This is a genomic window from Streptomyces sp. NPDC035033 (assembly GCF_040636735.1).
GTDB lineage: Bacteria > Actinomycetota > Actinomycetes > Streptomycetales > Streptomycetaceae > Streptomyces.
The window spans coordinates 26,015-46,474 of sequence record NZ_JBEZUZ010000063.1 but is presented as its reverse complement, the minus strand read 5'-3'; the positions used below and the strand labels follow the sequence as shown (position 1 = coordinate 46,474).

General features: G+C 74.6%; 19 protein-coding genes, 2 pseudogenes and 1 riboswitch. Of the genes and pseudogenes, 12 read left to right on the top strand and 9 right to left on the bottom strand.

The window, feature by feature from the left end:
- Positions 1-96: 96 nt before the first annotated feature.
- From AB0E83_RS23935 to AB0E83_RS23920, 4 genes and pseudogenes are all read left to right on the top strand, one after another.
- A pseudogene (locus AB0E83_RS23935) lies at positions 97-723 on the top strand (MerR family transcriptional regulator); the annotation flags it as partial.
- Between the two features lie 100 nt (positions 724-823).
- Positions 824-1,291: a bifunctional nuclease family protein gene (locus AB0E83_RS23930; RefSeq protein ID WP_030492457.1), complete on the top strand. Its 468-nt coding sequence runs from the start codon at positions 824-826 to the stop codon at positions 1,289-1,291.
- A 212-nt stretch (positions 1,292-1,503) separates the two neighbouring features.
- Positions 1,504-2,121 carry a MerR family transcriptional regulator gene (locus tag AB0E83_RS23925; protein ID WP_362115367.1) on the top strand — a complete coding sequence of 206 codons (618 nt, stop codon included), beginning with the start codon at positions 1,504-1,506 and terminating at the stop codon, positions 2,119-2,121.
- Between the two features lie 73 nt (positions 2,122-2,194).
- Positions 2,195-3,643 carry a DNA polymerase IV gene (locus AB0E83_RS23920; protein ID WP_362115364.1) on the top strand — a complete coding sequence of 483 codons (1,449 nt, stop codon included), beginning with the start codon at positions 2,195-2,197 and terminating at the stop codon, positions 3,641-3,643.
- A gap of 7 nt (positions 3,644-3,650) precedes the next feature.
- Here AB0E83_RS23920 and AB0E83_RS23915 read toward each other — a convergent pair whose 3' ends face one another.
- Positions 3,651-4,022 (bottom strand): PRC-barrel domain-containing protein, encoded by a 372-nt coding sequence (locus tag AB0E83_RS23915; protein WP_362115361.1) that lies wholly within the window; start codon positions 4,020-4,022, stop codon positions 3,651-3,653.
- Between the two features lie 113 nt (positions 4,023-4,135).
- Positions 4,136-4,235, top strand: a riboswitch (glycine riboswitch).
- A gap of 179 nt (positions 4,236-4,414) precedes the next feature.
- On the opposite strand from AB0E83_RS23915, the gene gcvP reads away from it, so the two are divergent.
- Positions 4,415-7,300, top strand: coding sequence for an aminomethyl-transferring glycine dehydrogenase (gene gcvP, locus AB0E83_RS23910; protein WP_362115358.1), 2,886 nt, complete (start codon positions 4,415-4,417; stop codon positions 7,298-7,300).
- Between the two features lie 70 nt (positions 7,301-7,370).
- Here the strand turns inward: gcvP and AB0E83_RS23905 are convergent, their stop codons facing one another.
- Positions 7,371-7,577, bottom strand: coding sequence for a DUF5999 family protein (locus tag AB0E83_RS23905; RefSeq protein ID WP_362115355.1), 207 nt, complete (start codon positions 7,575-7,577; stop codon positions 7,371-7,373).
- Between the two features lie 330 nt (positions 7,578-7,907).
- Positions 7,908-8,492 carry a hypothetical protein gene (locus AB0E83_RS23900; RefSeq protein ID WP_362115352.1) on the bottom strand — a complete coding sequence of 195 codons (585 nt, stop codon included), beginning with the start codon at positions 8,490-8,492 and terminating at the stop codon, positions 7,908-7,910.
- Positions 8,493-9,001: 509 nt separating this feature from the next.
- On the opposite strand from AB0E83_RS23900, the gene AB0E83_RS23895 reads away from it, so the two are divergent.
- Together AB0E83_RS23895 and AB0E83_RS23890 are read left to right on the top strand one after the other, a co-directional pair.
- On the top strand, positions 9,002-10,507 hold the full coding sequence (locus AB0E83_RS23895) for a glutamate-cysteine ligase family protein (protein WP_362115349.1): 1,506 nt from the start codon (positions 9,002-9,004) through the stop codon (positions 10,505-10,507).
- Between the two features lie 135 nt (positions 10,508-10,642).
- A complete protein-coding gene (locus AB0E83_RS23890; protein ID WP_362115346.1) occupies positions 10,643-11,422 on the top strand; it encodes a CPBP family intramembrane glutamic endopeptidase in 780 nt (259 codons plus the stop codon).
- 106 nt (positions 11,423-11,528) lie between these two features.
- On the opposite strand, the gene AB0E83_RS23885 is transcribed toward AB0E83_RS23890, so the two are convergent.
- Together AB0E83_RS23885 and AB0E83_RS23880 are read right to left on the bottom strand one after the other, a co-directional pair.
- Entirely contained in the window at positions 11,529-12,338 is an 810-nt protein-coding gene (locus AB0E83_RS23885; protein WP_362115343.1) for a PhzF family phenazine biosynthesis protein, read from the bottom strand.
- A 136-nt stretch (positions 12,339-12,474) separates the two neighbouring features.
- Positions 12,475-12,864: a VOC family protein gene (locus AB0E83_RS23880; RefSeq protein WP_362115340.1), complete on the bottom strand. Its 390-nt coding sequence runs from the start codon at positions 12,862-12,864 to the stop codon at positions 12,475-12,477.
- A 188-nt stretch (positions 12,865-13,052) separates the two neighbouring features.
- Here AB0E83_RS23880 and AB0E83_RS23875 point away from each other — a divergent pair, with 188 nt between their 5' ends.
- Entirely contained in the window at positions 13,053-13,685 is a 633-nt protein-coding gene (locus tag AB0E83_RS23875) for a PadR family transcriptional regulator (RefSeq protein WP_362115337.1), read from the top strand.
- 71 nt (positions 13,686-13,756) lie between these two features.
- Here AB0E83_RS23875 and AB0E83_RS23870 read toward each other — a convergent pair whose 3' ends face one another.
- Positions 13,757-14,185 carry an SRPBCC family protein gene (locus AB0E83_RS23870; protein WP_362115334.1) on the bottom strand — a complete coding sequence of 143 codons (429 nt, stop codon included), beginning with the start codon at positions 14,183-14,185 and terminating at the stop codon, positions 13,757-13,759.
- Between the two features lie 70 nt (positions 14,186-14,255).
- The gene (locus AB0E83_RS23865) at positions 14,256-14,477 is read right to left on the bottom strand and encodes a hypothetical protein (RefSeq protein ID WP_362115331.1); all 222 of its coding nucleotides are present in this window, start codon (positions 14,475-14,477) and stop codon (positions 14,256-14,258) included.
- 255 nt (positions 14,478-14,732) lie between these two features.
- Here AB0E83_RS23865 and AB0E83_RS23860 point away from each other — a divergent pair, with 255 nt between their 5' ends.
- The 3 genes from AB0E83_RS23860 to AB0E83_RS23850 all read left to right on the top strand — a co-directional run bounded on the left by AB0E83_RS23860 (position 14,733) and on the right by AB0E83_RS23850 (position 17,635).
- Positions 14,733-15,350 (top strand): Clp protease N-terminal domain-containing protein, encoded by a 618-nt coding sequence (locus tag AB0E83_RS23860; protein WP_362115370.1) that lies wholly within the window; start codon positions 14,733-14,735, stop codon positions 15,348-15,350.
- A 90-nt stretch (positions 15,351-15,440) separates the two neighbouring features.
- Positions 15,441-16,436 (top strand): DMT family transporter, encoded by a 996-nt coding sequence (locus AB0E83_RS23855; RefSeq protein WP_362115328.1) that lies wholly within the window; start codon positions 15,441-15,443, stop codon positions 16,434-16,436.
- Between the two features lie 191 nt (positions 16,437-16,627).
- Positions 16,628-17,635: an EamA family transporter gene (locus AB0E83_RS23850; RefSeq protein ID WP_362115325.1), complete on the top strand. Its 1,008-nt coding sequence runs from the start codon at positions 16,628-16,630 to the stop codon at positions 17,633-17,635.
- A 43-nt stretch (positions 17,636-17,678) separates the two neighbouring features.
- Here AB0E83_RS23850 and AB0E83_RS23845 read toward each other — a convergent pair.
- Positions 17,679-18,327: pseudogene (locus AB0E83_RS23845) on the bottom strand (FMN-binding negative transcriptional regulator).
- 10 nt (positions 18,328-18,337) lie between these two features.
- Positions 18,338-19,057, bottom strand: a complete 720-nt coding sequence (locus AB0E83_RS23840; protein WP_362115322.1) for a pyridoxamine 5'-phosphate oxidase family protein — start codon at positions 19,055-19,057, stop codon at positions 18,338-18,340.
- A 47-nt stretch (positions 19,058-19,104) separates the two neighbouring features.
- Here AB0E83_RS23840 and AB0E83_RS23835 point away from each other — a divergent pair, with 47 nt between their 5' ends.
- Positions 19,105-20,439 (top strand): aminotransferase class I/II-fold pyridoxal phosphate-dependent enzyme, encoded by a 1,335-nt coding sequence (locus AB0E83_RS23835; protein WP_362115319.1) that lies wholly within the window; start codon positions 19,105-19,107, stop codon positions 20,437-20,439.
- Positions 20,440-20,460 lie beyond the last annotated feature (21 nt).

The window sequence follows — 20,460 nt, the reverse complement described above, 5'->3', positions numbered from 1 at the left end:
GTTCGAGGTTGACCTCGTAGTACTGCTTGCGGCCGGCGACGAGGTCGGAGACGGCCCGGATCTCCTGGGCGGTGATCCGGTCGGCGACGAGGGCGCCTGGAGGCCGAGGGGCTCGTCGAGCCCCGGCGCACGGCCTCCGGGTACCGGAAGTTCAGCCCGCAGGACGTGGAGCGGCTCGCCGCCGTCCTGCGGATGCAGCGGGACCACTACCTTCCGCTGAAGGTCATCCGGGAGCACCTCGACGCCCTCGCCCGCGGCGAGCAGGTGAAGCTCCCGGCACCCGGCCGGCGCCGTGATCTGCTGGACGGCCTGCTCGACGGCCCCCCGGAGGAGGAGGGCGGCGAGCGGCCGCCCGTCGCGCGGCTGGGCCGGGCCGAGCTCATCGCCGCGGCCGGGGTCACCGAGGCCGAGCTGGCCGAGTGGGAGTCGTACGGCCTGATCGGCGAGGGCGAGGGCGGCGGCTACGACGCGGAGAGCGTCAACGTGGCCCGGATCGTGGCCGACCTCGGGCGGTTCGGGCTCGAACCGCGCCACCTGCGGGGCGTGAAGGCCTCGGCGGACCGGGAGGCCGGGCTCATCGAGCAGGTCGTCGCGCCGCTGCGCCGCCACCGCAACCCGCAGACCAGGGCCCATGCCGAGGACACGGCCGCCGAGCTGGCCCAGCTGTCGGTGCGGCTGCACGCCGCCCTGGTGCAGACGGCGCTCGGGATCCGCCTGCAGTGACGTCCGGGGGCGGTCCGGGGAGGGCTCCGGGACGGGGCCGCGCGGCCCCGAGCGGGGGCCCGACTATCCAAACCGGTCGGGCACGTCCTAGGGTTGCTGTGTGAACGAGCTCGACGTTGTGGGTGTCCGGGTGGAAATGCCCTCCAACCAGCCGATCGTGCTCCTGCGCGAGGTGGGAGGCGACCGGTACCTTCCCATCTGGATCGGACCCGGCGAGGCGACCGCGATCGCCTTCGCCCAGCAGGGCATGGCTCCGCCCAGGCCGCTGACGCACGACCTCTTCAAGGACGTGCTGGAGGCCGTGGGCCAGGAGCTGACCCAGGTCCGCATCACCGACCTGCGGGACGGGGTCTTCTACGCCGAGCTGGTCTTCGCCAGCGGCGTGGAGGTGAGCGCGCGGCCGTCCGACGCGATAGCCCTGGCCCTGCGGACCGGTTCGCCGATCTTCGGCAGCGACGGCGTCCTCGACGACGCCGGCATCGCGATCCCCGACGAGCAGGAGGACGAGGTGGAGAAGTTCCGCGAATTCCTCGATCAGATCTCGCCGGAGGACTTCGGGAGCCAGTGACGGGCGGGGGCCCGGCCGCCGCTCCGGCGGGGGCGTGAACGGGCGACCGGAGAGCGCTGCCGGCGCATTCGAGTAGCCTTTCCCCGGAGTGGGACACGGGAAACCACTCTCTGGGTGATTATCACTCGGCGTGCCGAGTGTGGCGATCGTTGACGCACCCCTGGTGACTGCCTACCTTCGAGTGGGCAGGTCAAGGACGGAGGGTCGGCGTGATGAGCAGCGCGGACGGTACGGCAGGGAGCTCGCTCGGACGCGTGTCCGGGGAGACCGCGCCGTATCCGCTTCACGGCAGTGCGGGCGACCTCGGTCCGGGGGCGGGCGCCGGGGTGGCGGACGAGGCGATCGGATACCGCGGCCCCACGGCCTGCGCGGCCGCCGGCATCACCTACCGCCAGTTGGACTACTGGGCGCGCACCGGGCTCGTCGAGCCCAGCGTGCGGCCCGCGTACGGCTCCGGGACGCAGCGGCTGTACAGCTTCCGCGACGTCGTCGTCCTGAAGATCGTCAAGCGGTTCCTCGACACGGGCGTCGCCCTCCAGAACATCCGGGCCGCCGTGCAGCACCTGCGCGCCCGCGGCTTCCGGGATCTGGAGCGGATGACGCTGATGAGCGACGGGGCGACCGTCTACGAGTGCTCCTCGCCGGACGAGGTCGTCTCGCTGCTCCAGGGCGGGCAGGGCGTCTTCGGCATCGCGGTGGGGGTCGTCTGGCGGGACGTCGAGGCGGCGCTGTCGCAGCTGCACGGCGAGCGCGTCGACACCGGCGAGACGCTGGTCGGGCACAACCCGCAGGACGAGCTGGCGCGCCGCCGGCGCGACCGGGCCGTCTGAGCGGCCCTCCCCGGTGCGGGCGGCCGGTCGCCCGCGCCCGCGATTGTCAGTGGCGTGAGGCAGCATCGGAGACGTGAGAGCCGCCCCCACGATCCTGCATCTGGACATGGACGCCTTCTTCGCCGCCGTCGAGCAGGCGTCCAAGCCGAGCCTGCGCGGAAAGCCCGTGGTGGTGGGCGGGCTCGGGCCGCGCGGAGTGGTCGCCACCGCCTCGTACGAGGCGCGGCGCTTCGGCGTGCACTCCGCGATGCCGATGGCGCAGGCGCGCCGGCTCGCGCCCCACGCGGCCTATCTGGTGCCGCGCTTCGCCTTCTACCGGGCGATCAGCGGGCAGGTGATGGGCCTTCTCGGGCGGCTGTCGCCGCTGGTGGAACCGCTCAGCCTGGACGAGGCCTTCGTGGACCTGGAGGCCGGGGGGCTGGCGGACGACAGCGCGAGCGCGCGGGCCGTGGGGGAGCGGCTGCGGGCCGAGATCCGGGCGACGACCGGGCTGACCGGTTCGGTGGGGCTCGCGGGGTCCAAGATGCTCGCGAAGATCGCCTCGGAGGAGGCGAAGCCGGACGGGCTCGTGCTCTTCGAGCCGGGGACCGAGCGGGCGCTGCTCGCGCCCCGGTCGGTGCGGATCGTCCCCGGGGTGGGGCCGGCGACCGGTGACCACCTGCGGCGGGCGGGGATCACCACGGTCGCCGAGGTGGTGGAGGCCGGCGAGGACGAGCTCGTACGGATCCTGGGGCGGGCGCACGGGACCTCGCTGTACCGGATGGCGCTCGGGCACGACGACCGGCCGGTGGTGGCCGAGCGGGACGCCAAGTCGGTCTCCGTGGAGGACACCTTCGACATCGACCTGCACGACCGGCTGCGGATCCGGCTGGAGGTGGAGCGGCTGGCGGAGCGGTGCGTGGCGCGGCTGCGGGCGGCGGGGCACTCGGGGCGGACGATCGTGCTGAAGGTGCGCCGGTACGACTTCTCGACGCTGACCCGGTCCGAGACGCTGCGGGGGCCGACGGACGATCCGCTGGTGGTGCGGGAGGCCGCGGAGCGGCTGCTCGACCTCGTGGACACCACGGGCGGGGTGCGGCTGCTGGGGGTCGGGGTGAGCGGGCTGGCCGACTACACCCAGGAGGACCTCTTCGCCCAGGCGGAGGCGGAGGCCGAGGCCGCCGCGGGGGCGGAGGCCGTGACGGGGGCGGGGGCGCCCGAGGGGGCTCCGCGGGCCGCGGAGGGCACCGCGGGGGCCGCCGTGGCCGCGGCCGCGCCCGCGACGGCCACGGAGACCGCGACGCGGCGGTGGGCGCCCGGGCACGACGTGCGGCACGCGGTCCTCGGGGCCGGCTGGGTGCAGGGCAGCGGGCTCGGCCGGGTCACCGTCCGCTTCGAGGAGCCCGGCGGCACCGCCCCGGGGCGGGTGCGGACCTTCGCGGTGGACGACCCGGAGCTGGAGCCGGCGGATCCGCTGCCGCTGGTGCCCGGCGGGGCGACGGGGGCGGAGGGCTCCGCCCCCGCCGTCCTCGCGGGCGAGTGAGCCGGTCCTACGCGACGTCGTCCTGCCCGGCGAGGCGGCCGAAGTCGGGGATGTGGTCCGGTGGGGGCGGCAGCGTCAACTGGTAGTGGCGGTAGAGCTGGAGCTCCTGTTCGGGGGAGAGGTGACGGCCCACGCCGAAGTCCGGGGCGTCCTTGATGAGGGAGCGTTCGAAGGGGACGTGGAGGCCGTCGTCGGCCAGCTCGCTCGGCTCCAGCGGGACGAACGCGTCCCGGCCGAACAGACCGGTGCGCACGGCCGCCCATTCGGGCACGCCGGTCGCGTCGTCCAGGTACACCTCGTCCACGGTTCCGATCTTGTGTCCGTTCCGGTCGAACGCCTTGCGGCCGATCAGGCTGCGCGGATCGATGTCGGTCTGCACGGTCCCTCCAACTGGTCGCAACTGCTCTACACCCCTACGAAAGTGCACATCCGGGATGTCGGCCACTTGAGCGATGACGCGCACAACCGCGCTGGTAGGCTGGCTGTGGCTGTCGACACCGTGCGGGAGAGTCCTCCGGAGAACGTTTCCGGGGGCGCCGAAGGAGCAAATCCTCCCCGGAATCTCTCAGGCACCCGGTACCGCGCGGGCGAGGTCACTCTGGAAAGCAGGGCGGGAGTCCGACGGAATCCGCTCTCACCGACGGTGAAAGCCGGTGTGCCCACGGGCGTGCCGGTGAAGCTCTCAGGTTGAGATGACAGAGGGGGAGGCCGTCCGGGCACCCGCGCCGTGGTGCCCCTCGCAGGTCGTGACGACCAGGAGGCCCCCGCATCATGACCGCCAACCGCACTCCGCTCTCCGAGCTCGAGCAGGGCATTCCCTTCGAGCAGCGGCACATCGGACCCGACGCCGAGGCGCGGGCCAAGATGCTCGCCCAGGTCGGTTACGGCTCGCTCGACGAGCTGACGGCCGCCGCGGTGCCGGACGTCATCAAGAACGCCGAGGCGCTGGCCCTGCCGGGCGCCCGCACCGAGGCCGAGGTTCTGGCCGAGCTGCGCGACCTCGCCGGCCGCAACCAGGTCCTCGCCCCGATGATCGGCCTCGGCTACTACGGCACCTTCACCCCGCCGGTCATCCTCCGCAACGTCATGGAGAACCCGGCCTGGTACACGGCGTACACGCCCTACCAGCCGGAGATCTCCCAGGGCCGCCTGGAGGCGCTGCTCAACTTCCAGACCATGGTCGCCGACCTCACCGGGCTGCCGACCTCCGGCGCCTCCCTCCTCGACGAGGGCACCGCCGCCGCCGAGGCCATGTCGCTCTCGCGCCGCGTCGGCAAGGTGAAGAACGGCGTCTTCCTCGTCGACGCCGACGCCCTGCCGCAGACGATCGCCGTCATCGAGACCCGCGCCGAGCCGACCGGCGTCGAGGTCGTCGTCGCCGACCTCTCCGAGGGCATCCCGGCCGAGGTCGCCGAGCGCGGCGTCTTCGGCGTCCTGATCCAGTACCCGGGCGCCTCCGGCGCGGTCCGCGACATCAAGCCGCTGATCGACGCCGCCCACGAGCTCGGCGCGATCGTGACCGTCGCCGCCGACCTGCTCGCGCTCACCCTGCTCACCTCGCCCGGCTCGCTCGGCGCCGACATCGCCGTCGGCACCACCCAGCGCTTCGGCGTCCCCATGGGCTTCGGCGGCCCGCACGCCGGCTACATGGCCGTCCAGGACAAGCACGCCCGCTCGCTGCCCGGCCGCCTCGTCGGCGTCTCCGTCGACGCCGACGGCAACAAGGCGTACCGCCTCGCCCTGCAGACCCGCGAGCAGCACATCCGCCGCGAGAAGGCCACCAGCAACATCTGCACCGCCCAGGTGCTCCTCGCCGTCATGGCCGGCATGTACGCCGTCTACCACGGCCCCGAGGGCCTGAAGCAGATCGCGCGGCGGACCCACCGGTACGCGGCGATCCTGGCCGCCGGTCTGACCGCCGGGGGCGTCGAGCTCACCCAGGGCTCCTTCTTCGACACGATCACCGCCCGCGTGCCGGGCCGCGCCGACGCCGTCGTGGCCGCCGCCCGCGAGGCCGGCGTCAACCTGTACCGCGTCGACGCCGACCACGTCTCGGTCTCCTGCGACGAGACCACCGGCCGCGAGCAGCTCGCCGCCGTCTGGGGCGCCTTCGGCGTCACGGCGGACGTCGAGGCCCTGGACGCCGTCACCGAGGACGCCCTCCCGGCCGGTGTGCTGCGCTCCGACGCGTACCTGACCCACCCGGTCTTCCACGCGCACCGCTCCGAGACCTCGATGCTGCGCTACCTGCGCCGGCTCGCCGACCGCGACTACGCGCTCGACCGCGGCATGATCCCGCTCGGCTCCTGCACCATGAAGCTGAACGCGACCACCGAGATGGAGCCGGTCACCTGGCCCGAGTTCGGTCAGATCCACCCCTTCGCGCCGATCGAGCAGGCCCAGGGCTACGTCACGCTCATCACCGAGCTGGAGGAGCGCCTGGCCGAGGTCACCGGCTACGACAAGGTCTCGATCCAGCCGAACGCCGGTTCGCAGGGCGAGCTGGCCGGTCTCCTCGCGGTCCGCGCCTACCACCGCGCCAACGGCGACGAGCAGCGCACCGTCTGCCTCATCCCGTCCTCCGCGCACGGCACCAACGCCGCCTCCGCGGTGATGGCCGGCATGAAGGTCGTCGTCGTGAAGACCGCCGAGGACGGCGAGGTCGACGTCGAGGACCTGCGCGCCAAGATCGGGCAGCACCGCGACGAGCTCGCCGTGCTGATGATCACCTACCCGTCGACGCACGGCGTCTTCGAGGAGCACGTCGCCGACATCTGCGCCGAGGTCCACGAGGCCGGCGGCCAGGTGTACGTCGACGGCGCCAACCTCAACGCCCTGGTCGGCCTCGCCAAGCCGGGCCACTTCGGCGGCGACGTCTCGCACCTCAACCTGCACAAGACCTTCTGCATCCCGCACGGCGGCGGCGGCCCCGGCGTCGGCCCGGTCGCGGTCCGCGCGCACCTCGCCCCGTACCTGCCGAACCACCCGCTCCAGCCCACCGCGGGCCCGGAGACCGGCGTCGGACCGATCTCGGCCGCCCCGTGGGGCTCGGCCGGCATCCTGCCGATCTCCTGGTCGTACGTCCGCCTGATGGGCGGCGAGGGCCTCAAGCGCGCCACCCAGGTCGCCGTCCTCGCGGCGAACTACATCGCCAAGCGCCTGGAGCCGCACTACCCGGTGCTCTACACCGGTCCGGCCGGGCTCGTCGCCCACGAGTGCATCGTGGACCTGCGGCCGCTGACCAAGGCGACCGGCGTCACCGTCGACGACATCGCCAAGCGCCTGATCGACTACGGCTTCCACGCGCCGACCATGTCCTTCCCGGTCGCCGGCACGCTGATGATCGAGCCGACCGAGTCCGAGGACCTGGCCGAGCTGGACCGCTTCTGCGACACGATGATCGCGATCCGCGCCGAGATCGAGAAGGTCGGCTCCGGCGAGTGGCCCGCCGAGGACAACCCGCTGCGCAACGCCCCGCACACCGCGGCCGCGCTCGGCGGCGAGTGGGACCACGCCTACGGGCGCGACGAGGCCGTCTTCCCGGCCGGCGTCTCCAAGGCCGACAAGTACTGGCCGCCGGTCCGCCGCATCGACGGCGCCTTCGGCGACCGGAACCTGGTCTGCTCCTGCCCTCCGCTGGACGAGTACGACCACTGACGGCGGGCGTGACGGAGGGCCGGTCCGGAGTCTCCTCCGGGCCGGCCCTCGGCGCTGCCCGAGCGGCGGCTCAGGCCGCCGTCGTCACCCCGCCCGTCGTCAGCGGCCGGTGCGGAGCGATGATCTGCCCGTCCGGCAGCAGTTCGCCGGTGTCCTCGAAGAGCAGGACACCGTTGCACAGCAGGCTCCACCCCTGCTCCGGGTGGCACGCCACCGGGCGGGCGGCCTCACGGTCGGCGGAGTCGGCGGTGGGACAGGCAGGCTGGTGCTGGCACATGGGTGGGTTCTTTCGCTGCGTCGTGGTGGATGTCCTGCGGCTCTTCGCGCTCATGGCCGCCCCCGTCGGTCGGTTCGGTTCCGGTCCCAGTCTTGCCGCACGGACGGTCTTCCGCAGGGATTTCGCGTCAGCTCGTCCGCTCCTGTGAAGACGCATCACCCGCAGGGGCGGTTCAGGTCAACACCCCCGCCTTTTCGGGTGGTTCGGGGTGGCCCGAGCGGGCTAGTCCGTACGGGAGGGGTGTTCGGCGCCGGTGTTCGGACGCGGGCCTTCGGACAGCAGTGCGCCCCGTGACCCGGCGGGGTCACGGGGCGGTGCGCGGGGGCCGGATCAGGCGGGTGCCGCGGAGCCGAGCAGCGGCGGCGGCGCGAGCCGCGTGCTGAGCACGGGCAGCAGGTCGGCCACCCGATAGGGGCGGTTGGCGGCGATGCCGGGCGGCGCGGGGGCGAGCGGCACGAGGACGTCGGCGGACTCGGTGCCCGGTTCCGTGCCGTCCGGGTCGGCGTGCAGCCACAGCGTCAGCATGTACAGCTCCGGGACCGAGAGCAGCCGCGGCTCGTACGTCCCCGGCAGCGCCTCGGCCTGGACCAGTGCCCGTTCCGTGGCGGCGACGTACGGCCCCTCGAAGAAGTGCGAGAAGGACCAGCCGTCCGGGGTGAGCATGGTGTCCGCGGCGGCGATCGCCCGGCCCCCGCCGCGGATGAGGAAGCGCCAGCCGACGAGCCGGGTGCCGGGTGTCTGTCCGGCGGCGGCTGAGATCCTCAACACGTGGACGGGCAGCGGGAGTTCGGGACTCAGCGGTCCCGACGCGGCGCGCAGGGCGGGCGTGCGGGCCTCGCGTACGGCCGTGGGCGAGCCGAGTGCCGCGAGGACACTGCGCAGGGCCGGCGCGGGGGCCGGGGTGGGTCGGAGCATCGTGTGGGTCGCCTCTCGCTCAGGAGACACGGTGATACGGGGGTACGGGGGGCATGTGCGACGGCGCTGTCGGCGGCGGGGGCGGAGCGGGGGGCCATGCGGTCATGGCCGTCACCGGCGCTCCGCCTCGTCCGCGGAGTTTATACGACACGTGTTCACAGATTGTTTCCGCTAGACGCCGCCAATATTCCTGGCAAGGTGCCATCAGGTCGTATCCGACGGGCCGCGGAGCGGAATCCGAGCGAGGACAGGATCTCCGTCCTCGCATTCCCCGGCAAGCCGGACGTCCGAATTCCGAAAGCCGCGCGGCCCGTGCCGGGGAGGCAATATGACATTGGTATATGTCGTCGGCCGGTTCCCGGGACGGAAGGGGGCGCGCGTGGCGGCAGGTGCGTACCAGACTATCCGCGGAGCGGCCGGAAACTCAGGCGTTGTCGATCAGTGGCGTGGGCATCATCGTCCGTACGCGCGGCCCCGCCCGGTGGCCGCCCACGCGGAGGGACGCCTCGATGGGGGAGAAGGTCGCGACGGACGGGTTCGGCCCGGCCGACCGGCAGCGGTACCGGCGCAAGCTCCAGCAGTGTCTGGCGGCGCTGGCCCGGCTCCTCGCGGAGCAGCGGTTCGACCGCCCCCGGAACCTCATGGGCGTGGAGATCGAACTCAATCTCGCGGGCCCCGACGGACTCCCGCGGATGCTGAACGACGCCGTCCTCGAAAAGATCGCGAGCGCCGATTTCCAGACCGAACTCGGAATGTTCAACCTGGAAGTGAACATCGCGCCGCGCCGGCTCGGCGGCCACGTTTTCGACCGGCTCGCGGAAGAACTGAGAACCGGACTGGGATATGCCGACCGCAAGGCGGCCGAAGTCGACGCCGGGGTCGTCATGATCGGCATACTGCCGACCCTCTCCCAGCGCGAGCTCGTCTTCGAGAACCTTTCCTCGGCGGACCGCTACGCCCTGCTCAACGACCAGATCCTCGCCGCCCGCGGGGAACGGATCACCCTCGACATCCAGGGCGTCGAACGGCTCCGGCACACCTCGGAGTCGATCATCGCGGAGGCCGCCTGCACCTCGGTCCAGCTCCACCTCCAGGTCACCCCGGCCCGCTTCGCCGCCGTCTGGAACGCCGCCCAGGCCGTCGCCGGCGTGCAGATAGCCCTGGGCGCCAACTCGCCCTTCGTCTTCGGCCGCGAGGTGTGGCGCGAGTCCCGCCCGCCGCTCTTCCAGCAGGCGACCGACACCCGCCCGCCCGAGCTCCAGGCCCAGGGCGTCCGGCCGCGCACCTGGTTCGGCGAGCGGTGGGTGGACTCGGTGTACGACCTCTTCGAGGAGAACGTGCGCTACTTCCCCTCGTTGCTGCCGCTGTGCGACGAGGAGGACCCGCTGCTCGTCCTCGACGGCGGCGGGGTGCCGCAGCTCAAGGAGCTCGTCCTGCACAACGGCACCGTCTACCGGTGGAACCGGCCGGTCTACGGCTGGGTCGACGGCGTCCCGCACCTGCGGGTGGAGAACCGGGTCCTGCCCGCCGGCCCGACCGTCACCGACGTCCTCGCCAACGCGGCCTTCTACTACGGACTCGTCCGCTCCCTCGCCGACGACCCGCGCCCGCCGTGGAAGCGGATGGCGTTCGAGGACGCCGAGGCGAACTTCGACGCCGCCTGCCGGTACGGCATCGAGGCGGAGCTGCGCTGGCCCCGGCCGGGACGCGCGGGCGGCGTCGCGACCCAGCCGGCCGTACGCCTCGTCCTCGACGAACTGCTGCCGCTGGCCGCGGCGGGGCTCGACGCCTGGCACGTCGACCCGGCGGACCGCGACTTCTACCTGGGCGTCATCGAGCAGCGGTGCCGGCGCCGGGTGAACGGCGCGTCCTGGCAGGCCGACACCTTCCACCGGGCCCTGGAGTCCGGTCTCGACCGGGAGGCGGCCCTGGCGGCGACCACCCGGCGCTACCGGCGGCTGATGCTGGAGGGGGAGCCGGTGCACACCTGGCCGGTGGGGGCCGCGGGGGCGTAGCAGGGGCCGCGGGACCCCTGGATGGCGTTCCGGGGGCGCCGTCGCGCATGATCGTCGTATCGGGGGCCGGGCCGGCCGGTCCCGGGGCGGTCGCGACGGGAACGGGAGACGGGCGTGGTGGCGGAAGAACGGGTCGTGGACGCTTCCCCGCCCCCGGGCGGTCTCCCGCGCCGGGTGCTGCGCTCCGAGACCCTCATCGTGCTCGCGCTCTCGCTCGGGGCGAGCGGGGTCTCCTCCCTCATCAGCTTCGTCGGCTCGCTGACCAGGCCCGGCGCGCTCAAGGAGCAGGCCGCCACCCTCAACGGCTCGTACGCCCCCGGGCGCCCCTGGCTCGACCTCACCTGGCAGCTCTTCGGCATCGCCACGGCCCTCGTGCCGGTCGTCCTCGTCGCCCACCTGCTCATGCGGGAGGGCTCCGGCCTGCGGGCCATCGGCTTCGACCGCACCCGGCCCTGGCCCGACCTCGGGCGCGGGGCGCTGGTGGCCGCCGGGATCGGCAGCGCGGGCCTCGCCTTCTACCTCGTGGCGCGGGCCTCCGGCTTCAACCTCACGGTGGTGCCCGAGTCCCTGCCCGACGTGTGGTGGAAGTACCCGGTCCTCGTCCTCTCGGCGATCCAGAACTCCGTCCTGGAGGAGGTCATCGTCGTCGGCTACCTGCTGCGCCGGCTGGGGCAGTTGGGGTGGACGCCGACGGCCGCGCTGGTGGCGAGTTCGGTGCTGCGCGGCTCGTACCACCTCTACCAGGGCATCGGCGGCTTCATCGGCAACGTGGTGATGGGCGTCGTCTTCGCGCTGCTCTACCGCCGCTGGCAGCGGGTGGGACCGCTGGTGGTCGCCCACGCCCTGCTCGACATCGTGGCCTTCGTCGGCTACGGACTGCTGGCGGGGAAGGTGGACTGGCTGCCCACGGCGTGAGGCCCGGCGGGGCCGGAGGGGCGTACGGCACCGGAGCCGTACGCCCCTTCTTCGTACCGGATCCTCCGTGCGGGTCTTCGGCGCGCCGCACGCCGGGGCGGGTGCCTCAGGCGTGCAGCTCGCCGTCGATGACGGTCACGGCGTGGCCGGTCAGGAGGGTGCGGTCGCCGCGCAGCCGGGTGCGCACCAGGCCCGTGCGGGCGCCCCCCTGGAAGCCGGTGAGCTCCTCGCGGCCGAGGCGGGCCGACCAGTAGGGCGCGAGCGCGGTGTGCGCGCTGCCCGTGACCGGGTCCTCGTCGATGCCGACGGCCGGGAAGAAGCCGCGCGAGACGAAGTCGTAGCCGCCGTCGGGGCCGGCGGCGAGGGCCGTCGCGATCACGCCGCGCGAGGAGTGGGCCTTGAGGGCCGCGAGGTCCGGGGCGAGGCCGCGGACGGCTTCCTCGTCGCGGAGTTCGACGAGGAGGTCGCCGACGTGGGCGGCGGTGTCGTGGACGGCGACGATCTCGGCGCCCAGCGCCTCCGCCAGGCCGTCCGGGACCGGGAGCGGGGTGAGCGAGGAGGTCGGGAAGTCCATCGTGATGCCGCCGTCCGCCTCGGGGGCGGCGCCGAGGACGCCCGAGCGGGTGGCGAAGCGGACCGGGCCGGACGCCGCGCCGGTGGTGCGCAGGACGTGGGCGGTGGCGAGGGTGGCGTGGCCGCACATGTCGACCTCGGTCGTCGGGGTGAACCACCGCAGCGCCCAGTCGGCCTCGCCGCCGGCGGGCAGCGGGTGGGCGAAGGCGGTCTCGGAGAGGTTGACCTCGGCGGCCACCTTCCCGAGCCAGGAGTCGTCCGGGAAGGAGTCGAGGAGGAGGACGCCGGCGGGGTTGCCGGAGAAGGGGCGGTCGGTGAAGGCGTCGACGATTCGGATGCGCATGGTCCGGACCGTACCGGTGGGCGGGAACGGCGGACCAAGGCCAATCCGGGACGCCTGGCCCGGTCGCCCCGGCGCCGGTCGTCCTCCGGTGACGGCGGGGGAGCCGGCGCCCTCCCGGCGCGGACGGGAAGGCCGGTCAGGCGAGGTAGTGGGCGCGCCCCTCGTCGTCGAGTTCGAAGGGGCCTTCGGGGATGACGCAGAACTCGTTGCCCTCGGGGTCCGCCATCACCAGGAACCCGCCGGCGTCGTACTCCTCCAGCCGGCGCCCGCCGAGCGCCTCGACGCGCTCCCGCTCCGCGAGCGGGTCGGCCGCGGCGACGTCGACGTGCATGCGGTTCTTCACCGACTTGGGCCCGGCGGCGCGCTGGAAGCCCAGTCCCAGACCGTTCTCGCGCCGCAGCCACACATAGGGGCCCGTGCGGCCCACCACCGGCCGGCCGGGCACCTCGGACCAGAACGCGGCGAGCCGCTCGGGGTCGACGGCATCGACGACGAGGGCGTCGATCCGCACGGGTGAGTTCGCCATGCCCCGATCCTCTCGGGGCGCACCGGGCGCGGGGGCGCGCAACGGCGGCGGCCGGACTTCGGTCGGGGCGCGGGTCGGGGCACAGGTCGGGGAGCGGACGATCGGTGGGTTGCTCGACGAACAGTTCCGATATATCGTTGAAGCATCGTGATAGTTCAACGATGGAATCTCACGGAAGGAGCGTCGCGATGCGTTCACATGGACACGACCACGCGTGCGGTCACGGTCACGGCCGTGGGGCCGGGCGAGGGGCGTACGGGCCCGGACCGCGGGGCGAGTTCGAGGGGCGGCGGGCCGCCTTCGGGCCCTTCGGACCCGGTTTCGGCGGCGGTCCCGGCTTCGGCGGCCCCTTCGGGCGCGGCCGGGGCGGCGGCCGGGGGCGGGCGCGGCGCGGAGACGTGCGCGCCTCGATCCTGGCCCTGCTCAAGGACCGCCCGATGCACGGCTACGAGATGATCCAGGAGATCGGCGAGCGCAGCGGCGGGGCCTGGAAGCCCAGCCCCGGCTCGGTCTACCCGACCCTCCAGCTGCTGGAGGACGAGGGCCTGATCGTCAGCGCGAGCGAGGGCGGCAAGAAGCTCTTCTCGCTCACCGACACCGGGCGCGAGGAGGCCGGGACCGCGCCGGACGCCCCCTGGGAGGAAGCCGGCCGCGGCATCGACCGGGAGGCCCTCGACGAGGTCCGCCAGGCCGGCGCCGGCCTGATGGAGGCCTTCGGTCAGGTCTGGAAGACCGGCAGCCCCGAGCAGCGGCAGAAGGCCGTCGCGGTCGTCAACGAGGCCCGGAAGAAGCTGTACCTGATCCTCGCCGACGAGCACTGAGCCCGCGGCGCGGGAAGGACGAAGGGCCCCCGGTGCCGCACCGCCGGGGGCCCTTCGCCGCGCGGGGCCGGTCAGACGACCAGGCCGGAGAGCTTGCGCAGCGACTCGTTCAGCGCCGCCGTCGCCGAGTCCTTGAGCTTCCCGGCCATCAGGGAGACCGCCGCGCCGGTGAACTCGCCGTCGATGCGGACCGTCGTCGCCCCGCCCTCGTCGGCGAGCGAGTAGCGGGTGCCGACGGTCACGCCCATCGGACCCTTGCCCCGGATGGCGAGGACCCGGCCGTCCTCCAGCTCCTCGACGGTCCACAGCACCTCGGCCGGGAAGCCCATCAGCTTCATGTTCTCGGTGAACGTGGCCCCGGCCGCCAGGGTCTCGGGGCCGCCCTGCGGGAAGCCGGTGTGGGTGGCGTTCCACTCCCCGTACGAACCGAAGTCGGTGAGGCGCTCCCACACCTTCCCCGCCGGTGCCTCGATCCGTGCCTCCGCGCTGACTTCGGCCATGACGACCACCCCTTCACGCGTGCCCGCTGGGTTCTGGTGTCGCGGAACGTAGCCGGGCGGGCGTGAACATTCAATACTGATGAACCGTCAGTTCTGCGGCGGCCGGGCCCGTGCCGCCGATCCACCAGATCTCGGCCGCGTCGAAGGAGTCCGACACCCGGGGGCCGCCGTCGTCCTCGTGGCGGTGGAACGCGGCCCAGAACAGATCGCCCGGCAGCGCCTCCCGGGGGGCGTACACCCGGTACACGAACTGCCGGCCGTCGCACGCGCGCAGACCCACCATCCAGAACACACAGGAAGGACGCCCGGCGGCGGTCCGTGGTTGCGTCCCGGGCGAAAGGCAAGGCGGCGCGCGCCCCGCCGGAGGAATCGACCGGATCTCCTCCCCGAGGAGGAGGAGTCGCGCACCTGTGCACGACTCCGGTGGGACGCGGACATGGTTCTCCCGTGTGATGACCCGGGCGGGCGCGGCTGATGAGGTGGAAGGGTGCACCCTCCCGTCCCGTCGCGTCCCACCCCGTCCCCGGCTCCCGCCGGGCCCGCACCGCTGCTCGCCACCGTGCTCGGCGCCGCCCGCCGCCGGGCCCTGCGGGACGGCGACCGCCAGGTCGACACCGCCCACCTCCTGCACGCCCTCGTCGAGTCCGACCCGGAGACCCGCGCCGCCTTCGACGGCGAACAGCGGGTCGCGCGGGTCCTCGGCTACCTCGTCCAGCGCTCGATCGGATACGGGCTCCGCTGGCAGCGGTCCGCCGAGGGCGACGGCGCCCCGCGCCCGCTGCCCGCCGTCCGGGCCGGGGAGGGGACGCACCGCCGCGCCTCCCGCTGGTCCCCGGCGGCCGCGGCCGCCCTGGAGGAGGCCCTGCGCCGCGCCGCCGCCCGCGGCGAGGAACAGCCCCGCGGGCTCGACCTGCTGGCCGGGCTCGCCGCGGACCCCGGCAGCCGGGCCGGCGAGGTGCTCCGGCACGCCGGGATCGACCCGCCCGCCCTCGGCGCCCGCGCCGTCGCGCTCGCCGCGGCCTCCGCCGCCGCCCTCGGCCGCGAAGGGGGGCCGCAGGGGGGAGGGGACGTGCGGGGCGGGGAGATCCCGTCGGGGGGAGGGGTCGTGCCGGGGAGAGGGCGGCCGCCGGGCGAGGGGGCGTTCGCGCGGGAGGCGGAGGGCTGAGTCCCGGGGCGGGCGAGGGGGCTTCCGGGGCCCGTCTCAACAGGTGCGACGGGGGTTACACGCCTGACCGGGGCCTGTCATGATGGCCCGATGCACGCGTCTCAGGGGAGAAGTGCCGGCCTGGGGCTCGCCCTGGCCTCGGCCTTCGCATTCGGTGGTTCGGGAGTGGCGGCCAAGCCGCTGATCGAGGCGGGCCTCGATCCGCTCCACGTCGTCTGGCTCCGGGTCGCCGGCGCCGCGCTCGTCATGCTGCCCGTGGCCTGGCGCCACCGGGACCTGCTGCGCCGCAAGCCCGGCCTGCTCCTCGGCTTCGGCCTGCTCGCCGTCGCCGGCGTCCAGGCCTTCTACTTCGCCTCGATCTCCCGGATCCCGGTCGGCGTCGCCCTGCTCATCGAGTACCTCGCCCCCGCGCTGGTCCTCGGCTGGGTCCGCTTCGTCCAGCGGCGGCCGGTCACCCGCGCCGCCGCCCTGGGCGTGGTGCTCGCCGTCGTCGGCCTCGCCTGCGTCGTCCAGGTCTGGTCCGGGCTGAGCTTCGACCTCCTCGGCCTGCTCCTCGCGCTCGCCGCCGCCTGCTGCCAGGTCGGCTACTTCGTCCTCTCCGACCAGGGGACCGACGAGGCCGAGCCGGTCGATCCGCTCGGCGTGATCGCGTACGGGCTGCTCATCGGCGCGCTCGTGCTCACCGCGGTCGCCCGCCCGTGGGGCATGGACGCCGGCCTCCTGACCGGGCGGGCCGACCTCGACGGGACCTCGGTGCCGGCCTGGCTGCTGCTCGGCTGGATCGTCCTGATCGCCACCGTCCTCGCGTACGTCACCGGCGTCGTCTCGGTGCGCCGGCTCTCGCCGCAGGTCGCCGGCGTCGTGGCCTGCCTGGAGGCGGTCGTCGCGACCGTCCTCGCCTGGGTGCTGCTCGGCGAGCACCTGGACCCGCCGCAGCTCCTCGGCGGCGCGCTCGTCCTCGTCGGCGCCTTCATCGCCCAGTCCGCCGCGCCCAAGGCGCCGTCCGAGGGGCCCGTCGCCGGGTCGGACGGGGGCCCGGAGGCGGAGCGCGCGGAGGAGTTGTCGGCCGGTCGGGCCACCCCGTAGGGTGCCGCTCATGCACGCGACCGTTCTTCCGCCGCCCGCCGCCTAGCGCGCGCGGCACCCTCTCCGAGGACGACGACCGGGCCCGGGCGGGCGACCACGCCCCCGGGCGGTCCGTCGCCGCCCGCGCGCGCGGCGAGCGACCACCCTTCACCCGGTCCGTTCCGCGCGGACCGTCCTCACGGAGAGACCACGTGTCGAACACGCAGACCTTCCCTGCCACGGAACCCTCCCTGCCCGTCGGGCGCAGCCTCGTCCACCTCGTCGTCGCCGGCATCGCCTGGGGCACCGCCGGCGCCGCCGGCTCCCTCGTCTTCCGCAACAGCGACATGGGGCCCCTGGCCCTCTCCTTCTGGCGCTGCGCCGGCGGGCTCCTCCTGCTGCTCGCCGTCCCGGCGCTGCGCCTGTCGCGCCGCCGGCCGGCGCGAGCGGCCGCCTCCGTCTCCGCCGCGGGGGAGAGCCGCCGGACCCGGCTGGTCCGGATCGTCGGCACCGGGGTCGGGCTCGCCGTCTTCCAGACGGCCTACTTCGCCGCCGTCGAGGCCACCGGGCTCGCCGTCGGCACCGTCGTCACCCTCGGCGCCGGTCCCGTCCTCATCGCGGTCGGCGCCCGCGTCACCATGGGCGAGCGCCTGGGCCTCGGCGGTCTCGCCGCCGTCACCGGCGCGCTCGCCGGGCTCGCCGTGCTCGTCCTGGGCGGCGGGGGAGCCGAGGTCCGGCTCGCGGGCGTCGGCTACGCGGTGCTCTCGGCCGCCGGGTTCGCCGCGCTGACCCTGCTCACCCGGTGGCTCGGCCGCACCGGCGGCGGCGCGGCCGGCTCGCTCGCGAGCACCGCGTGGACCTTCGGCGTCTCCGCGCTCGTCGTGCTGCCCCTGGCGGTCGCCGAGGGGCTGCTGCCGCACACCGAGGACGCGGTCCGGCTGCTGCTCCTGCTGCTGTACGTGGCGGCGATCCCGACGGCCCTCGCCTACGCCCTGTACTTCGCGGGGGCGGCGGTCGTCCGGGCCACGACGGTCTCCGTGATCATGCTCCTGGAGCCGGTCAGCGCCGCGCTCCTCGCCGTCACCCTGCTCGGCGAGGAGCTGACGGCGACGACGGTGCTCGGCACGGTGCTGCTGCTCGCGGCCGTCACCGGCCTCGCCTTCGCGGAGGCGCGGACGGCGGCGGAGCGGCGCAGGGACGCGGCACCCGCGGCCGTGTAGCGGAAAGGAGCCGCGCCGCCGGTCCCGGGCGCCCGTGCGGGCGTCAGGAGCCGGCGGCAAGGCGGCGGAGCTGGTGGGCCCGGGCGGCGAGGTCGCCCGGGCCGGCCCGCTCGGCCAGCCGGCCGGCGATCCGCTCCTGCGTCGCGGCGGGCTTGTTGCCGGCGTACTTGAACTTCGCGCGCACCTCCGTCACCTCCAGGACCAGGCTCCGCAGGCCCGGGAGCATCCGCCCGAAGGGGGCCTCGCCGGGGGCCACGGGGGGCGGTGCCGCCCTCCGGCTGGAAGTGGGCGACCTGCCGGTTCAGCAGCTCGGCCTTCTCCGCCGGGTCGTCCACCACGCGCGCGGTGCAGCGCAGTTGCACCGCCGCGTAGTACGACGTGGGCGTGCCGTGCTCGGTGGGCGCGCCGTCGGGCGCCGTCCAGTGGCCGGGGGCGTACACGTAGTCGTCGACCACGCTGAGCAGCACCCGGGGGTCGGCCTCCAGGGCGCGCCACAGGGGGTTGGGGCGGGCGAGGTGGAGGAGGACGCGGCCGTACGGGCCCGGCTCCGCCTCGTAGCGGAAGTGGGCCGGCTGCACCCAGGGCGGGTCGCCGGGCAGGCCGTTGACGGCGAGCTGGCCGAAGTCGTGGCGGGCGAGCCACTCCCGCCACTCGGTCTCGTCGGTGGCGGCGTCCCAGGGGTGGATGAGCATGGCGGTCCCCTCAGAGCGCGGTCAGGTAGGCGGGCAGGGCGATCGCCGGGTCCAGGTCCGCCGACGGGACCGGGGCGCCGGTGCGCGGGGCGACCGGGACGACGCCGGCCCAGTGCGGCAGGGCCAGGTCCTCGGCGTCGTCGTTCGGTCCGGCGTCGCGGACCTTCGCCGACACCTCGTCCAGGTCGAGCCGGATCACGGCGGTGGCGGCCAGCTCCTTGGCGTTCGCCGGCCGGGAGTCGGCCGAGCGGCCCGGGACCACCTGGTCGACGAGTGCGTCGAGCGCGGTGCGCAGCTCCTCCGGGTCGGTGACCTGGTGGGCGGTGCCGTGGACGACGACCGAGCGGTAGTTGAGCGAGTGGTGGAAGGCGGAGCGGGCCAGGACGAGGCCGTCGACGTGGGTGACGGTGAGGCAGACGGGCAGGCCGGGGGCCTCGGCCGCGCCGCCGGAACCGGCGCCGGCCGCGCGGGAGCCGGCCATGCGGAGCGGGCGGGAACCGGTGGAGCCGTGCACGTACAGCCGCTCGCCGACCCGGCCGTAGAGGGTGGGGAGCACGACGGGCGCGCCGTCCCGGACGAAGCCGAGGTGGCAGACGTACCCCTGGTCGAGGATCGCGTGGACGACGTCCCGGTCGTACGAGGCGCGCTGCCGGGCGCGGGTGGGCACGGTCCGGTCGGTGGGGGCGTACCCCGGGGTGGATATGGCCTCTGCGGCGGTCGTGGCGGTCATGGCGGGTCCCCTTGCCCTTCAGATTGCACTAGTGCATAATCTTGTTTGTGCTAGGAGAGTATCGGATCGAAGGCCGTCGCGCAGCGGAGATCGCCGCCAGCGTGGAGCGGGGGGTGGGGACGGGGGAGCTGGAGCCCGGCCGGACCCTGCCGCCGCTGCGGGAGCTGGCGGCCGCACTGGGCGTGAACCCGAACACGGTCGCCGCCGCCTACCGCACCCTGCGCGAGCGCGGGGTCATCGAGACGGACGGGCGGCGCGGCAGCCGGGTGCGCCCGCGGCCCGCCACCACCGCGCGCGGATCGCTGCGCGTCGAGGCGCCGCCGGGCGTCCGGGACGTCAGCCGGGGCAACCCGGACCCCGCGCTGCTGCCCCCGCTCGACGAGGCGCTCGCCGCGGCGGCCCGGCGGTACGCCGACCGGCCCGGCCTCTACGGCGAGGCGCCCGTCGACCCCGACTTCGCGCGGCTCGCGCGGGCCGCCTTCGACGACGACGGCGTCCCCGACGGGCCGGTCGGGGTGGCCTCCGGCTCCCTCGACGCCATCGAGCGGGTCCTCGCCGTCCATCTCCGGCCCGGGGACGCCGTCGCCGTCGAGGACCCCGGCTGGGGCAGCCTCCTCGACCTCGTCCCCGCGCTCGGGCTCCGTCCCGTGCCGGTCGCCGTCGACGACGACGGGCCGCTCGCCGCCCAGGTCGAGCGGGCGATCGAGCGCGACGGGGCCCGCGCGGTGATCGTCACCGACCGCGCCCAGAACCCCACCGGCGCCTGCGTCGGCCCCGCCCGCGCGGCACAGCTGCGCCGCGTCCTCGCCGCCCACCCCGGGGTGCTGCTCGTCGAGGACGACCACGGCCACGGCATCGTCTCCCGGCGGCTGCGGCCGCTCGCCGGGGTCACCGACCGCTGGGTGCTCGTCCGTTCGGTCGCCAAGGCGTACGGGCCGGACCTGCGGATCGCCGCCTTCACCGGAGATCCGGAGACCGTCGACCGGGTCCTCGGCCGGCAGCGCCTCGGCCCCGGCTGGGTCAGCCGGCTCCTCCAGCAGGCCGTCGTCCACCTGTGGGCCACGGACGCGGTGGACCCCGAGACCGTCGCCGACGCGTACGGGGAGCGGCGCGACGCCCTCGTCCGGGCCCTGGCCCGGCGGGGCGTCGAGGCGCACGGGCGCAGCGGCATGAACGTCTGGGTGCCGGTCGCCGACGAGACCGGCGCCGTCACGCGCCTGCTCGCCGCGGGCTGGGCGGTCGCCCCCGGCGCCCGCTTCCGCATCGCCGCCGGCCCCGCCGTCCGCCTCACCGTCTCCGGACTCTCGCGCCCCGACATCGACTCCCTGGCCGAGGCCGTCGCCGGAGCCGTGGGACCGGCCCCGGCCCGCAGCTACGGCTGACCCTCCGCCCCGGGACCGGGC

What these genes read in the sequence shown, in the direction of transcription:
- AB0E83_RS23905 (WP_362115355.1), bottom strand. Translation starts at nt 7,577, where the DNA reads ATGTGCCAGCACCAGCCTGCCTGTCCCACCGCCGACTCCGCCGACCGT.
- AB0E83_RS23880 (WP_362115340.1), bottom strand. Translation starts at nt 12,864, where the DNA reads ATGGCGAACTCACCCGTGCGGATCGACGCCCTCGTCGTCGATGCCGTC.
- AB0E83_RS23925 (WP_362115367.1), top strand. Translation starts at nt 1,504, where the DNA reads ATGAGCAGCGCGGACGGTACGGCAGGGAGCTCGCTCGGACGCGTGTCC.
- AB0E83_RS23855 (WP_362115328.1), top strand. Translation starts at nt 15,441, where the DNA reads ATGCACGCGTCTCAGGGGAGAAGTGCCGGCCTGGGGCTCGCCCTGGCC.
- AB0E83_RS23875 (WP_362115337.1), top strand. Translation starts at nt 13,053, where the DNA reads ATGCGTTCACATGGACACGACCACGCGTGCGGTCACGGTCACGGCCGT.
- AB0E83_RS23895 (WP_362115349.1), top strand. Translation starts at nt 9,002, where the DNA reads ATGGGGGAGAAGGTCGCGACGGACGGGTTCGGCCCGGCCGACCGGCAG.
- gcvP (WP_362115358.1), top strand. Translation starts at nt 4,415, where the DNA reads ATGACCGCCAACCGCACTCCGCTCTCCGAGCTCGAGCAGGGCATTCCC.
- AB0E83_RS23885 (WP_362115343.1), bottom strand. Translation starts at nt 12,338, where the DNA reads ATGCGCATCCGAATCGTCGACGCCTTCACCGACCGCCCCTTCTCCGGC.
- AB0E83_RS23900 (WP_362115352.1), bottom strand. Translation starts at nt 8,492, where the DNA reads ATGCTCCGACCCACCCCGGCCCCCGCGCCGGCCCTGCGCAGTGTCCTC.
- AB0E83_RS23870 (WP_362115334.1), bottom strand. Translation starts at nt 14,185, where the DNA reads ATGGCCGAAGTCAGCGCGGAGGCACGGATCGAGGCACCGGCGGGGAAG.
- AB0E83_RS23840 (WP_362115322.1), bottom strand. Translation starts at nt 19,057, where the DNA reads ATGACCGCCACGACCGCCGCAGAGGCCATATCCACCCCGGGGTACGCC.